Origin of the sequence: Brucella daejeonensis (assembly GCF_014199265.1) — a bacterium.
Classification (GTDB): domain Bacteria; phylum Pseudomonadota; class Alphaproteobacteria; order Rhizobiales; family Rhizobiaceae; genus Brucella; species Brucella daejeonensis.
This window is the reverse complement of the sequence record NZ_JACIJG010000019.1, coordinates 1-14013: the sequence shown is the minus strand read 5'-3', so window position 1 is coordinate 14013 and position 14013 is coordinate 1. Positions and strand designations below refer to the sequence as shown.

Genomic DNA, 14013 nt, shown 5'->3' with positions numbered 1-14013 from the left:
CTTCCGCCGCATATTGCACTCCGAATATTCCAAGCTAGCGAACGTATTCGATCATCCTGCTGCGACTAAGAACCAGTTCGACGCGGTTATCGTTCAATCGATGCAGACAGACCCGTTTCGTCCACGGGCCATCATGCAGCGTGAACAAAGCCCGGCCATGGCCCAGATCTTCCATCGGCATTGCACGACGCGTCGGCCCGACGCCCATAATGACATGGCCATCCGTGATGTCGAAAACAGCACCGCCGTGCGGCGCCTGCCAGCGGCCGTCGAATTCCCGCCCGGCCGGTTTCGGTGTCACCGGTTTCAGACGTCGCTCTACATAACCAATTTCGCCTTCCAGTTCTGCCCCGGTCCAGCGCAGCTTGACCGGGGACGACGGTGACATGGAAGAAGACCAGCCATCGCCAATATCGTAAAGCGTATCCTCGGAATCGAGCCAGTTGGCGATCCCGTCGCGCATTTCCAGCCAGAACGGTCCAGTATCAGTAACGTAAAGCCCGTTAGGAATCGCGCAGTTGGTTTCCGGAAGCGGCAGGCCATTCAGGGCAACCATGCAGTCCCGGGCCATCTTGTAGGTGTTGGCATCTTCACGATTCGAAACCACGATCATGCCGGTCCTGGCGATTGGATCGAGCAAAAAATAGCTCTTGTAACCGGGATGCGATCCGCCATGTCCCACAAAACGCTTGCCGCCCACTTCATTCCAGCGCAGCCCCAGACCGTAGCCCGTCGGTCTTCCATCGGACAGGAAACGTGCTGCGGACAATTTATCGAGAATGCCTTCAAACACGCCTTCGCCGTTGACGAGGGCCTGCGCCCATTTCGTCAGAGCCATACCGCTGCCGGTCAAGCTGCCGGACGCCGAAATATGCAAGCCTGCGGAGCTAAGCTGCCACTTGTCGCCCGATTTCCAATAACCGGGAACAAGGCCCGCAACCGGGTCGTTCCAGACATCGGGTGCCTCCATGAAAATATCGAGAAGTCCGGCAATGTCCGACTTCACGAAATCGTTGAAACGCAATCCCTTCCGTTCAAGCGCAGCCTCGACCAGCCGATAACCGGTATTGGAATAGGAAATCTCCGAGCCCGCTTCGAAATTGAGCCGGGAAAGAGACGCCAGATATTCCAGAAGCTGGCTGGCTTCCGTTTCTGTATAAACGGATAATCCCAGAAGCGTGAGACATTCTCTCGTGTCGGGAAGGCCGCCCGTCATGTCGAGCGCGCGGCCCACCGTAACGTCTGCAAGTGGGCTCTGAAGTTCAGGCAAATGATCGCCGAGCCTGTCGTCCAGACGGATGAGATCGCGATGCTTGAGGACCATCGCGCAAAATGCGTGTTTGGTGACCGATGCATACCGGACGACGGAACTGGCCGTGAACGGTATACCGGTGGAAAGGCTCTCAAGCCCTCCCGCATAGGCAAATTTCACGCCGCCGGGATCGAAGCCGATAATGACACCACCCGGTTCGCCTTTGGCCCAGCTTCTCGAAAAGACCTTCGCGGCGAACGACGCCGCATTCCAGTCCGTATGCATTGACATGAAAACTCCGTCAGGCAGGTTCTTCCAGATTGACGCTCAAGGCGCGCAATTCTGTGGTATGCGGATGCTTGGTTCGCCCCGCCCGCAAATCATCGGCGCTGAGCTGCTCCACCATCTCGCCGTGCTGCATCACACCCACTTGCGGGCACAAATGTGCAATTACCGCGAGATTGTGGCTCACCAACACATAGGTAAGATTCTTCTCGGAACGCAAGTCCGCGAGAAGATTGAGAATTTCCGCCTGCACCGAGACATCGAGCGCCGATGTCGGTTCGTCCAGCAGCAACACTTCCGGTTCCGCAATCAGCGCGCGGGCAATTGCAACACGCTGACGCTGACCACCGGAAAGCTGATGAGGGAAACGAAACCGCGCGGCTTTTGGCAACGCCACCTCGTCAAGCGCCTTTTCGATACGCTTATCTATGTCGCCTATGCCGTGAACGAGCAGCAATTCGCTCAGGATTCGATCGATGGTCTGCCGCGGGTGCAGCGAACCGAACGGATCCTGAAATACCATCTGTACCTGACGAAAGAATGCTGGCGTGCGCTTCCTGGCGACTTCCTTGCCGTCGAATACAATACGCCCGCTCCATTGCTCGTTGAGTCCAGCCATGGCGCGCAGGATTGTGGATTTGCCGGAACCGCTTTCACCGACAATGCCGAAGCTGCCGCCCTTCTCCACATGGAAAGAAACGCCTTTGACAACTTCACGTTCGCTGAAACTGATGCGGAGTTGATCGATATCTATCATGAATTCAGCCAGCTTGCGTCACGATTGAGGACAGGCAACCGGTCGCGGGGATGGGTCAGCGACGGAATGCAGTTGAGGAGTCCCTTCGTATAGGGGTGCTCGGCACGGACCAGTTCAGACGCCTTCAGTTCTTCCATCACGCGGCCCATATACATGACGATCACGCGGTCGCAGAAATGCGAAACGAGCGGGAGATCATGGCTGATGAGCAGAAGCCCCATGCCTCGTTTCGACACGAGATCGTCGATAAGGCGAAGGATTTCGGCCTGCACTGTGGCGTCGAGCGCTGACGTCGGTTCGTCGGCGATAAGCAGTTCGGGATCGGGCGCGAGCATCATGGCTATCATGACGCGCTGCCCCATGCCGCCCGAAACTTCATGCGGATAGAGCTTCGCCACCTCCCCCGGATTGCGGATCATGACCTGATCGAGCAGATCGACGGCTGCATCCATCGCCTGACGCCTGCTGCCTCCCTTATGTGTGCGCCATGCTTCGGCAACCTGCGCGCCAATCGTCTTGACTGGATTGAGCGAATATTTCGGGTCCTGAAGGATGAATCCTGCCCGCTTGCCGCGTAACTGGCGCATACCGCGTTCGCTCGCCGACAGAATGTCGATGCCATCGAACGAAAGCTTGTCCGCCTTCACCTCGGCGATTGGCGGGAGCAGTTTCATCAAGGCACGGGCGGTCAGGCTTTTGCCCGAACCGCTTTCACCAACAATGCCCAGTTTTTCACGATCAAGCTGAAGCGAAAGCCCGCGCACGGCATCGAAACGGCTGGTGCGGGTTTCAAAACTGATCTGCAGATTCTTGATATCAACCAGCATCTGTTTCCTCAATTCTGCTTCGGATCGAGCACGTCGCGCAGACCGTCGCCAAGGAAATTGAAGGCGAGCGATACAAGAAAGATCGCGATGCCGGGGATCGTGGCAACCCACCATTGCTCAAAGATGAAGCGCTTGGCGGTAGCAATCATCGCGCCCCACTCCGGCGAAGGCGGTTGCGCACCCATACCGAGAAAGCCGAGACTTGCGGCGGTAATGATGATGGAACTCATATCGAGAGTAATGCGGACGATCACGCTCGGTACGCACAACGGCATGATGTGGCGCAGAATGATGCGGAAAGGCAAGGCGCCCGTCAGTTTGGCGGCTGCGATGAAATCACTCTTACGCAATGTCATCGTCTCGGCACGCGCGAGGCGTGCATAAGGTGGCCACGCGGTCAGCGCAATTGCCAGCACGGCGCTTTCAACGCCGGGTTTCAGCGCGGCCACGAAGGCCAGCGCGAGGATGAGGCGGGGAAAAGCAAGAAAAACGTCCGTGATGCGCATCAATGCCGTGTCGACGATACCGCCGAAATATCCGGCGATACAGCCGATGAAAAGACCTATCGGAGCCACGAGAACGACGACCGCGATCACCATTCCGAGCGTCACGCGTCCTCCGTAGAGGATGCGTGAGAGAATATCGCGGCCAAGCTCGTCCGTCCCGAACCAGTGTTCGGCAGTGGGTGATGAAAGACGATTGCCCAGATTCTGAATGCCTGGATCGTAAGGCGCAAGCAATGGAGCTGCCAGCGACAGGGTGACGAAAGCGATGATGATGAAAAGGCCGATCATCGCCAGCGGATTGGCCTTCAGGTTCACCCAGATGCGGTAGCGCCTGCCCCAATTTGCCTGAGAGCGGGACGAAGGCGATTCATCCAGCGCCCAGTTATGGAAATTTCTGAACATCATCGGACACGCGGATCCAGAACTTTATAGAGAATATCGGCCAGCAGATTGAGCCCTACATAGATGACGCCGATGAGCAGCGTCGCTCCCACGACCGGGTTCATATCGGCATTCATTAGCGATACCGTCAGATACTGACCGAGACCCGGCCAGCTAAACACCGTTTCCGTCACCACCGCACCTTCGAGCAAGCCCGCATAGGTGAGTGCCAGAACCGTCACGAGTTGCACGGCCACGGTCGGAAACGCATGTTTCCAGATAACGGAGGTCAGCGACAAACCTTTCGCGCGTGCCGTAATCACGAACTCGCCCTTCAGCGCGTCAAGCATGAAAGCGCGGGTCATTCGGGTGATATAGGCCATGCTGAAATAGGCAAGGATCAGAACCGGTTGGATCATGTGATAGACGGCATCCCGGAATGCATCCCAATCGCCCTCGATCAGCGTATCGACGGTAAGGAGGCCGGTCACATGCGGGATCATGCCCTCATAGATGATATCCTGTCTTCCCGGCCCCGGCGCGATATCAAGCGTCGCATAGAAAACCAGAAGCGAAATCAGAGCCAGCATGAAAACCGGGACCGAATGCCCGGCCAGACAGATTACGCGGATCGTCTGATCGATGAAAGAACCCTGCCGCGCCGCAGCCCAGACGCCAAGCGGAATACCGATCACCGCAGCCACGATCAGTGCGGCGGTTGCCAGTTCCAGCGTTGCGGGGAAATAACGGGAAATGTCCTGCGTAACCGGGTTTCGGGTCAGAATGGAATTGCCAAAATCACCGTGCAGCACCTGTCCGATATAATGGACGAACTGGAGAACGAGCGGCTGGTCGAGGCCCATTTCCGCGCGCACACGCTGAATAACAGCCTCGGGCGCGTTATCGCCCACAGCGGCAATAACCGGATCGACCGGCATGACGCGACCGATCATGAATGTAATGACCATAAGCCCGAACAGCGTGATCAACACGCTGCCCAAGATGCCGGTCAGATTCTTGAGGCTTTTCTTCACGCCTTGGCGATCCCTGCATAGGAATGGGAATCCGACAGAACACCGAGACGCATTCCGGTAACGTCCTTGCGGCAGGCAGCCGTCGTAACGGTCTGAAGCATGACGATAAATGGACTCTCGTTCATGAATTCGCGCTGCAGATTCTCATAAAGCTCGATGCGCTTTGCCGGATCGCGCTCGTCGCGGGCCGCGATCGACTTATTTGCAAATTCCTCGCTCTGATAAGACGAGCGCCAGGCAAAAGGCTTGGTCGCCGCATTATCAGAATTGTCCGGATTGTTGCAGAAGACGTCGGCATTGGTGTTCGGATCGAAGTAATCAGAGCCCCAGGCCGTCAGTGCAATTTCGTGATCGCGGGCGCGCATCTTGGTGAGGACCTGACGGTTCTCAGCGGCCAGAAGTTCAACTTTGATGCCGATTTCGGCAAGGTTCGCCTGAATGGCCTGCGCGATATCCGGCCAGGGCTGAGCGGAATAATGATCCATCTTGACGGTAAAGCCATCGGCAAGACCGGCTTCCTGCATCATGTCCTTTGCCTTTTCCAGATCTTTCTGGAACGGGGTTTCATTAACCGCACCGGGGAAACCTTCTGGAATGATGGTCTGGTGCACCTTGTGCGTCAGCGGAACGATGTTTTTCTGGATGCCCTGATAGTCGATGGCCCACTTGACGGCCTGCCAGAGCTTCGGGTTGGTGAGCTTTTCAACCTTCTGGTTGAGCGACATCAGGCCAATGCCGGCGATTGCCTTGGTGACGAGTTCGAAGTCGCCATTGCCCTGAAGGGCACGCAATTGCTCGGACGTCAGATTGCGGGCAATATCGACATCGCCCTTCTGAAGCATGAGAAGCTGCGAGGACGGATCGGCAACATGACGCAGCAGGATGCGCTTCACATTTCCCTTATAGCCACCGTTTGAATTGACGTTGAGAATGATGCTTTCGCTCGGCTTCCAGGAAGCCAGAACCCACTCGCCCGAGCCTGCGCTGTTCTTCTGAAGCCAGCCATTGCCAAGGTCGTCTCCGGCCGCGTTTTCAAGAACGAGCTTCTTCTCGACAATGCTGGCGACACTGGCCGACAGGCAATACAGCAGGAACGGAAGCGATGTCGATTGTTCAAGCGTCAGGGTGAGCGTCGACGGGTCAGTGGCAACGATGCTCTTTTCCACGTTCTCAGGCGTGAAACCGAATTGACCAATGATGAAAGCCGGGCCCTTGTTCATCCTGATCGCGCGTTGCAGCGAGAAAGCCGCATCTTCGGCGGTGATCTGAGCACCGCTTGCGAATTTTGCGTTCGGATCGATCTTGAAAGTGAAAACCTTCCCGCTGGCATCCGCTTCCCAGGAAACCGCTACACCGCCTTCAACCTGGTCAGGATTTGCGAGGCTCGGATGTACCAGGCGCTGATAGATATTGTTGCAGACTTCGCTGCCGACGGCCTCGAAGCTCTCATGCGGATCAAGGCTGGTCATGTTGTCGAGCTGTTGCGCAACAACCAGAATGTCCTGACGACCGGCTCCAATGGCAGGCAGGATGCTTGCATAGGAAAGAAAAGGAACGGCAGTTGCGCCTGCCAGAAAACCGCGTCTTGAAATCATCGAGAACTCCTATTGCGGCGCGTTCGGGTAGCCCCTGCAAGACGGGAGCATAATCGGCAGCGCTCTACCTCCGGATATTTTTCCAGCTTTTTCGCTATCACGTCCCTTAAGGGCGGGGCCAATGCAGAATTTTGCATTCCTTATGCATTGTTTGCATGAGATGAACCTTAAACACGCTCGCTCTGGATGAAACTACGTCATGCAGGACTGACATACCCGATGACCGAATTGGCATTTGCATTTTACACCTTACGGGTCCATCACCCTTGTCCTGAATTATCCTTTTGATTTGAGAAGGCTCCGTGATGGCGACAGAACAGAAGATTCCGGTTTTTGACGGTCACAACGACGTGTTGCTACGTCTATGGTCATCGAAAGAACCCGCTCCTGAAAAGCGCTTTGTCAAAGGAGAAAGTGTCGGACATATCGACCTGCCGCGCGCGCAAAAAGGCGGTCTTGGCGGTGGTCTCTGCGCTGTATATGTCCCCTCGCCTTCCCGTGAACTCGATGCGAGCGGCAATCTGCAAACGCCGAACCAGACGGATGCGATGGAAGCCACCCTCGCCATGTCGGCGATCCTTCAGAAAATCGAACTGGAATCGGAAGGTAAGGTTCGCATCTGCCGCACCGCTGCAGATATTCGCGATGCCTTTGCCAACGGAATCTTCGCTTCGGTCTATCATATCGAAGGCGTGGAAGCCTTCAGCGAAAATCTGGACGCACTCTACGTCCTGCACGCCGCAGGCCTCCGGACGCTTGGCCCGGTCTGGAGCCGTCCGAATATCTTTGCCCATGGCGTTCCTTTCCGGTTCCCGGCATCGCCCGACATCGGCCCCGGCCTGACCGATCACGGCAAGGCACTCGTTCGCGCCTGTAATGAATTGAAGGTCATGGTGGATCTTTCTCACATGAACGAGAAAGGTTTCTGGGATATAGCGGCAATCTCCGATGCTCCGCTTGTCGCGTCGCACTCGAATGTTCATGCGCTCTGCCAGCAAAGCCGCAACCTGACTGACAAACAGTTGGACGCCATTCGGGATACCGGCGGCCTCGTAGGTCTCAATTTCGGCGTATCGTTCCTGCGCGAAGACGGCAAACGCGAACCGAATACCGACCTGAATGAACTCGTCCGTCATGCCGACTATATCGTTGAGCGGATCGGTATCGATCATCTCGCGCTCGGCTCGGACTTCGACGGCACGACGATTTCTTCCACGCTTCGCGATGTCGCCGATCTCCAGCTCGTGATCGAAACATTCCGCAAGCATGGCTACGATGACGCATCACTGGCGAAGCTCGCACATGGAAACTGGATTGACGTACTTGAACGTACTTGGGGCGAGTAATCCGCTGAGCCAAACGACGCCGCGATCCCTTATGGCTGCGGCGTCATGGCTCGGCAATGCTCCCTGTCGCCACCCGTCCGGATGTCATCGTGCTTGATCAAGCAGCGATCTCACCCCTCAAGGGCGAGGTCGAATATGTGGTGATGTATATGCCCGTCGAACATTTCGAGGAGGCCCTTGGTGGCCTCCCGGCTTTCATAGCGGACCGGAGAAGCGAGTGCTTCCGCCAAGGCTTCCCTGCTCTCATACATTGTCCAGAGCACCATTGGATAGGATGGCGCTCCGTTATCGCGTTCCACTGCGTATAGAACACGAACTTCCTTGATACCCGGAAATTCGAGCCACATCGGCATGAGGGTTTCTGCAACATAGGCCTTGAACGCGTCCTCGCGTCCGGCATGGATGCTGCCTTCGAAAAATGCCTGTCTGACGATCATCGGTAGACTCAATTTACTCTGGTGGGCGGAACGGCGCCCGAAAAATATGCTGCGAGATTGGCGAGTACGAGCTCGCCCATCCCGATCCGGGTTTCGACGGTCGCACTACCCTGATGTGGCATCAGCACCGTATTCGGGGCGTTCATGAACCCCTCACGAATGGCCGGTTCGTTGACAAAAACGTCGAGTCCGGCGCCAGCGATGGTTCCATCATTCAGCGCGGCCAGAAGCGCATCCTCGTCAACCACGCTGCCGCGGGCGACATTGACCAGATATCCTCTGTTTCCAAGCGCAGCCAGAACGTCCGCATTGACGATATTCACCGTGGATGAATTGGCTGCAATACAAACCGCCAGAACATCGCTGTGTTCCGCAAGCTCGACCGGGGTTGCGTGTGCAATCCACTTCGTATCTGGAACGGGAGAGCGGTTCCAGTAATGCACTTCCATCCCGAACGCTTCGGCGCGCCGCGCGAAGGACTTGCCAATCTGGCCGAGGCCGAGAACGCCCACACGCTTGCCTTTTGGACTGGTTCCAAGAGGAAAAGCCTTCCGGTGCGCCCAATCGCCTTCTCGCACAAACCTGTCTCCGACAGCGACATGGCGCATTACGGCCAGCATCAACGCAATGCCTGTATCCGCAACGTCATCGGTAAGAACGCCCGGAGTCGTGCTGACGTGCACGTTGCGGTCACGCGCAAAGGCAACATCGACTTTATCCGTACCGACGCCGTTGATGGCGATGAGACCCAGTTGCGGCAAGCGTTCGATCCACTCATTGGAAAGTCCCGTGCCCCCACCTGTCACCACGGCGCGGATCGTCCCGAGCGCAGCATCGATCGCAGCTCCGTCTTCAGCTTTGTAAAGACGAAGAACGGTATAAGCTGCATCGAGACGCTCTTCGATCAACGGCATCATCGGTTCGATGAGCAGAATTTCGTTCGCCAATTCAAACTCCCATCAGCAGAGCATCTCCAGAAAAAACACAAAGTGCTTTCTCCGAAAACAACAAATAAAAACATATAGATAGAACGGTTTCCGTGATTTCACTTCAACCGCAACGGTCCTTATCCGTGAATGGATCAGGAAATCTGGCCGATGAAGGCCTTCGTCCGCTCATGTTTCGGATTGCCGAAAAACTCTTCAGGCTCCGCCATTTCCAGAATCTGCCCTTGGTCCATGAAAATGACGCGGTCGGCGACCTGACGCGCGAACCCCATTTCGTGGGTGACGCAGAGCATGGTCATGCCTTCCTTCGCAAGATCGATCATGGTGTCCAGGACTTCCTTCACCATTTCAGGATCAAGCGCCGAGGTCGGTTCATCGAAAAGCATGATCTTCGGGTTCATGCAAAGCGCCCGGGCAATAGCCACACGTTGCTGCTGTCCGCCGGAAAGCTGGGCTGGGTATTTTTCCGCCTGTTCGGGAATACGAACACGCTCGAGATATTTGCGCGCAGTCTTTTCAGCCTCGGTCTTCGAAATGCCGCGAACCTTCATCGGAGCCAGCGTACAATTTTCGAGAACCGTCATATGCGGGAATAGGTTGAACTGCTGGAACACCATGCCGGTTTCCTGGCGTACGATATCGACGTTCTTGCCACCCGCCGTCAGGTCATGACCATCGACGGTGATCCGACCCTCCTGAATGGTTTCAAGCTGGTTGATGCATCGTATGAGTGTTGACTTTCCCGAACCGGATGGGCCGCAAATAACGATACGCTCGCCGCGAGCAACGGCAAGATTCACATCCCTGAGGGCATGATACGTGCCGTACCATTTGTTTACACCCTCCATGAGAACTGCGGCCCCGGCAGCATCCTGCGATATCCGGTTCGCTTTTCCCTGAGCCATCTGGTTCATGTCGAGAAACTCGCTTTCGTGAACTTGACTGCCTCGCAAGGCATTATACGCCATGCCCGCAAACGATCCGGGCATGGCGATAGTCGTGGACTTACTTTGCCTGAGAAACGAAATCCGGCAGCGGAGAGCCGAGCCATTTTTCGTGAATCTTGCTCAATTCACCGTCGCTCTTCACCTTCTCGACGAACTTGTTGACGAAATCGAGCATTTCCGCCGAACCTTTGCGAACCGCGATCCCCTGCACCTGCTGGCTCAATTGAATCTTCTGTTCGTACCGACCGGGAGCCGCCTTTTCGATCTCGGCAGCCACAACGTTGGAGAGGCCGATCAACTGAACCTGGCTCGAAAGGAGAGCCTGAACAGCGCTGGCATCGTCATCGAAACGGCGGATATTCGTATCCTGCGGAGCGATCTTCGTCACAGCCGTGTCCTGCGTAGATGCGCGGGCAACGCCGATCGTCTTGCCGGAAAGGTCTTCAGCCTTGGTGACAGCAATATCCTTCGGTCCGAAAACGCCGATGGAAATACCAGCGTAAGGCTGAGAGAAATCGACGCTCTTGGCGCGTTCCTCGGTTATGCCGAGAGAAGCCACCAAAACGTCAACCTGTCCGCTCTGCAGGTAAGGGATGCGGTTCGGACCCGTTACCGGCACGATCTGCACCTTCACGCCCAGTTCCTTGGCCAGCAGTTTCGCCACATCCGCGTCGTAGCCGTCCGGCTCGTTGCTGGTGTTCATGATGCCGAAAGGCGGAAAATCGACCAGCATACCGATCTTGATGGTACCGGCAGACTTGATGCCCTCGACAGTCTGCGCGAAGGCACCGGGCACAAATGCTGTGGCAAGCGCGCCCGCTCCGATCAAGGCCATTGCCGCACGTCTGGTTATATTCATTTTCTTTCCTTCCCTTTATGGACCGGTCTCCTCACCGGCACCGTTTTGCTATTTTAATACATTCGCCGAGGGCGCTTTTTTGCGCCCAACGGAAATGCCTGCTGTCTCCCCAAGCCCCAATCACCGAGCGGTTGCGCGAGAAAACCTCGTTTCCATGCGGCGCGCGAGAATGGAAAGCGGCCAGCACAGGACAAAATAGACAGCCGCCACGGTACCAAACACCATGAACGGGCTGAACGTTGCATTGTTGATGATCTGTCCCTGCCGGGTCAGTTCGGTGAAACCGATGATCGCGGCAAGCGACGTTCCCTTGATGAGCTGCACAAGAAAGCCCACGGTCGGCGCTACCGAGATACGCGCTGCCTGAGGCAGGATGATATAGCGCATACGGTTGTAATAACGCAGTCCAAGCGCTGTCGCAGCTTCGCCTTGCCCCGGCGGCACTGCGTCGATGGAGCCGCGCCATATTTCGCCCAGAAAGGCGCTTGCATGGAGCGTAAGGGCAATTGTTGCAGCAACCCACGGATTGATGCCCAGACCGAAAATATTCAAGCCGAAGAACACCAGAAAAAGCTGCATCAGAAGCGGCGTCCCCTGGAACAGGCGTATGAAACCAAGCGCAATGTAGCGCAGCGCACGAACACCGGAGACGCGCATCAAGGCAATGATCAATCCTCCGATACCACCACCAACAAAGGCGATGGCGGAGAGCGCGATGGTCCATTGTGCTGCATAAACGATGATGAGAAATTCATTCCAGCCGAAAGGTCTGATCATGGCCTGCTCCTATCGGCTCAATGGATATTTGAATGCCATCTTTTCGATCATCGCGAAAATCGCGGAAAACCCGATGGACATGATGAGATACATGAGCGTAATGACGATATAGACTTCGAAACTGGCGAAAGTTGCCGATTGAAGATCATTACCGGCGGCTGCAAGCTCATTCGCCGAGATTACCGAAACGACGCTCGATGTCAGCATCAGATAGATGAACTGGCTGGTCAGCGAGGGATAGACCGTGCGCAGCGCCGGCTTCATGATCACATAGCGAAAGACCTGAAGCCTTGAGAGACCGAGCGCTATCCCTGCCTCGACCTGCCCCTTGTGAATGGATTCGATGCCAGCACGAATGATTTCAGTACCATAGGCGCCGAAGTTCACCACAAGCGCGAGAAGCGCCGCACTGTTGGGTGACAGACGCAAGCCTGCCGAGGGCAGTCCGAAGAAGATGAAGAAAATCTGCACCAGAAACGGCGTATTACGGATAACTTCAATGTAAACGTCAATAACGAAACGGACCTGCTTCGGTCCGGACGTTTTGCCCCACGCGCAGGCAATCGAAACGATCAGGCCAAGCACCATGGCCGCGCAGGACAACTCTATCGTCTGCCATGCGCCGACAAGAAGCTTGTCCATCGACGCGAACACAGGCGCGAAGTTGAAATTATACAAAATTGAACCTCCCGGTACGCGTATTGCCGAATTTCACTCTTCTCGACAATAATTTTAGATCGATCTAAATATGTTTTATCCCCGCGTCAATCGGTAATTGGGATTAGTGCCTGAACCCTAAACGACAAGTATCTTCACTGGTCCACAGGACTGGCGAACGTGCAAATGGGTCTCACTGACGATCCGTTGCGCAGGCTTATCCGGGTCCGCCAGACGTGCCAGAAGCAGTCTAGCAGCATTCTGACCAACTGTAACAGGCCGCGTCGACACCGAACTCAACCGCGGGCGGGTCGCCTCGGCATCATTGACGTCATCGAAGCCGATCAGGGAAAAATCCTCACCGACCTTCTTGCCATGATCATACAGTCCTGCCGACAACCCCAACGCAACCACATCGTTGAAACAGATGGCGGCGGTAGGTTTTCTACCTCCTTCAAAAAGCAGGGGAGCCGCCTTCGCCACTTCGGGCATAGTTTGCGGCAATTGAACGATCATGTCCGGATCGAGCCCCTGTTGCAACATCACATCGCGGAAACCTTCGATACGTTCCAGATAAGCGGAGTGAACCGGACCATGTACAGCAAAGGCAATCGCTCTGTGTCCGAGTGAAATCAGGTGATTAACCGCCTGGCGCATCCCCCCGGCGTAATCGACACCGGCATAGTCGATCCGGTCCGTCACATGACGCAGAACCTGGACAACCGGCAAACCCCAATCCGCAATCCGCTCGATAAAATCCGCAGGCGTCCCGGCGGTCAGCGAAATGATCACGCCATCCACGCCATGTTCCCGCATCCGCTGCATGAGGGTGCTCTGGTTCGAGAAGTTTTCATGGCTATTCGCCAGCAAAACGACCATTCCCGCTTCTCCAACCACGCTGTCGATGCCCGACAACAGCTCGCCGTAAAACGGGTTGCCCAGCGTGGGCACGATAACGCCGACGGTATTCGATCTCTCCACGCGCAGGCTGGCCGCACCCATATTGTAGACATAGCCCAGTTCCTGCAGGGCTCTTTCAACTTTTTCGCGTGTCGCAGCTCCGACCAGAGGGCTTTTGCGAATGACGAGAGAAGCGGTCGCGCGCGAAACATTGGCGTGGCGCGCCACATCCAGAAGCGTCACACGGCTCTTCTTGCGGTCCTCACTCGCCATCAAATTCACCTGTCAGCATGTTGGGCGGCTCCAGTCCGATGAACGTCACAATCTTCGGAACCCTTCCCCAGAATCGGAAGCGCATATAATCCTGTCGCACTGGCGATTTGGTCAATCCGCCGGACCGGAAAAACAGTCCTAGTGGATTGAATTTGACGTTTGGATCCCGACTGAATGAGATGCTGTTTCAAACGTCAAATTCGAAAAATCCACTAGATACATAAACTTACTAG

14 protein-coding genes are annotated in these 14013 nt (G+C 55.8%); 1 reads left to right on the top strand and 13 read right to left on the bottom strand.

The features are described 5' to 3' along the window. Positions 1 to 34: 34 nt before the first annotated feature. From FHS76_RS18410 to FHS76_RS18385, 6 genes are read right to left on the bottom strand one after another with little or no spacing between them, the layout of a single operon-like run. Positions 35 to 1543: a serine hydrolase domain-containing protein gene (locus tag FHS76_RS18410; protein ID WP_183656290.1), complete on the bottom strand. Its 1509-nt coding sequence runs from the start codon at positions 1541 to 1543 to the stop codon at positions 35 to 37. A gap of 10 nt (positions 1544 to 1553) precedes the next feature. After that, positions 1554 to 2294 (bottom strand): ABC transporter ATP-binding protein, encoded by a 741-nt coding sequence (locus FHS76_RS18405; protein WP_183656288.1) that lies wholly within the window; start codon positions 2292 to 2294, stop codon positions 1554 to 1556. Continuing rightward, positions 2291 to 3121 carry an ABC transporter ATP-binding protein gene (locus tag FHS76_RS18400; RefSeq protein WP_183656286.1) on the bottom strand — a complete coding sequence of 277 codons (831 nt, stop codon included), beginning with the start codon at positions 3119 to 3121 and terminating at the stop codon, positions 2291 to 2293. Before FHS76_RS18400 ends, FHS76_RS18405 begins: the two co-directional genes overlap by 4 nt. Positions 3122 to 3129: 8 nt before the next feature. Then, positions 3130 to 4032: a nickel transporter permease gene (gene nikC, locus FHS76_RS18395; RefSeq protein ID WP_183656284.1), complete on the bottom strand. Its 903-nt coding sequence runs from the start codon at positions 4030 to 4032 to the stop codon at positions 3130 to 3132. Next, positions 4029 to 5042: an ABC transporter permease gene (locus FHS76_RS18390; RefSeq protein WP_183656282.1), complete on the bottom strand. Its 1014-nt coding sequence runs from the start codon at positions 5040 to 5042 to the stop codon at positions 4029 to 4031. The genes nikC and FHS76_RS18390 overlap by 4 nt, the downstream gene beginning before the upstream one ends. Further along, a complete protein-coding gene (locus FHS76_RS18385; protein WP_183656279.1) occupies positions 5039 to 6637 on the bottom strand; it encodes an ABC transporter substrate-binding protein in 1599 nt (532 codons plus the stop codon). Before FHS76_RS18385 ends, FHS76_RS18390 begins: the two co-directional genes overlap by 4 nt. Positions 6638 to 6942: 305 nt before the next feature. On the opposite strand from FHS76_RS18385, the gene FHS76_RS18380 reads away from it, so the two are divergent. Then, on the top strand, positions 6943 to 7983 hold the full coding sequence (locus FHS76_RS18380) for a dipeptidase (RefSeq protein ID WP_183656276.1): 1041 nt from the start codon (positions 6943 to 6945) through the stop codon (positions 7981 to 7983). A gap of 110 nt (positions 7984 to 8093) precedes the next feature. Here the strand turns inward: FHS76_RS18380 and FHS76_RS18375 are convergent, their stop codons facing one another. The 7 genes from FHS76_RS18375 to FHS76_RS18345 form a co-directional block, all read right to left on the bottom strand. Further along, positions 8094 to 8420, bottom strand: coding sequence for a hypothetical protein (locus FHS76_RS18375; RefSeq protein WP_183656273.1), 327 nt, complete (start codon positions 8418 to 8420; stop codon positions 8094 to 8096). A gap of 8 nt (positions 8421 to 8428) precedes the next feature. Continuing rightward, positions 8429 to 9337, bottom strand: a complete 909-nt coding sequence (locus tag FHS76_RS18370) for a 2-hydroxyacid dehydrogenase (RefSeq protein ID WP_183656418.1) — start codon at positions 9335 to 9337, stop codon at positions 8429 to 8431. Positions 9338 to 9501: 164 nt separating this feature from the next. Further along, entirely contained in the window at positions 9502 to 10281 is a 780-nt protein-coding gene (locus FHS76_RS18365; protein ID WP_210306168.1) for an amino acid ABC transporter ATP-binding protein, read from the bottom strand. 91 nt (positions 10282 to 10372) lie between these two features. Beyond that, positions 10373 to 11173 carry a transporter substrate-binding domain-containing protein gene (locus FHS76_RS18360; RefSeq protein WP_183656270.1) on the bottom strand — a complete coding sequence of 267 codons (801 nt, stop codon included), beginning with the start codon at positions 11171 to 11173 and terminating at the stop codon, positions 10373 to 10375. A 120-nt stretch (positions 11174 to 11293) separates the two neighbouring features. After that, entirely contained in the window at positions 11294 to 11950 is a 657-nt protein-coding gene (locus FHS76_RS18355; protein WP_183656267.1) for an amino acid ABC transporter permease, read from the bottom strand. A 9-nt stretch (positions 11951 to 11959) separates the two neighbouring features. Further along, on the bottom strand, positions 11960 to 12628 hold the full coding sequence (locus FHS76_RS18350) for an amino acid ABC transporter permease (protein WP_183656264.1): 669 nt from the start codon (positions 12626 to 12628) through the stop codon (positions 11960 to 11962). Between the two features lie 117 nt (positions 12629 to 12745). Then, on the bottom strand, positions 12746 to 13780 hold the full coding sequence (locus FHS76_RS18345; protein ID WP_183656261.1) for a LacI family DNA-binding transcriptional regulator: 1035 nt from the start codon (positions 13778 to 13780) through the stop codon (positions 12746 to 12748). Positions 13781 to 14013 lie beyond the last annotated feature (233 nt).

Excerpts from the sequence above, each read along its gene's own strand:
- FHS76_RS18345 (WP_183656261.1), bottom strand. The coding sequence starts at position 13,780 with ATGGCGAGTGAGGACCGCAAGAAGAGCCGTGTGACGCTTCTGGATGTG.
- FHS76_RS18355 (WP_183656267.1), bottom strand. The coding sequence starts at position 11,950 with ATGATCAGACCTTTCGGCTGGAATGAATTTCTCATCATCGTTTATGCA.
- FHS76_RS18410 (WP_183656290.1), bottom strand. The coding sequence starts at position 1,543 with ATGTCAATGCATACGGACTGGAATGCGGCGTCGTTCGCCGCGAAGGTC.
- FHS76_RS18375 (WP_183656273.1), bottom strand. The coding sequence starts at position 8,420 with ATGATCGTCAGACAGGCATTTTTCGAAGGCAGCATCCATGCCGGACGC.
- FHS76_RS18370 (WP_183656418.1), bottom strand. The coding sequence starts at position 9,337 with ATGATGCCGTTGATCGAAGAGCGTCTCGATGCAGCTTATACCGTTCTT.
- FHS76_RS18385 (WP_183656279.1), bottom strand. The coding sequence starts at position 6,637 with ATGATTTCAAGACGCGGTTTTCTGGCAGGCGCAACTGCCGTTCCTTTT.
- FHS76_RS18380 (WP_183656276.1), top strand. The coding sequence starts at position 6,943 with ATGGCGACAGAACAGAAGATTCCGGTTTTTGACGGTCACAACGACGTG.
- FHS76_RS18400 (WP_183656286.1), bottom strand. The coding sequence starts at position 3,121 with ATGCTGGTTGATATCAAGAATCTGCAGATCAGTTTTGAAACCCGCACC.
- FHS76_RS18365 (WP_210306168.1), bottom strand. The coding sequence starts at position 10,281 with ATGAACCAGATGGCTCAGGGAAAAGCGAACCGGATATCGCAGGATGCT.
- FHS76_RS18405 (WP_183656288.1), bottom strand. The coding sequence starts at position 2,294 with ATGATAGATATCGATCAACTCCGCATCAGTTTCAGCGAACGTGAAGTT.
- nikC (WP_183656284.1), bottom strand. The coding sequence starts at position 4,032 with ATGATGTTCAGAAATTTCCATAACTGGGCGCTGGATGAATCGCCTTCG.
- FHS76_RS18360 (WP_183656270.1), bottom strand. The coding sequence starts at position 11,173 with ATGAATATAACCAGACGTGCGGCAATGGCCTTGATCGGAGCGGGCGCG.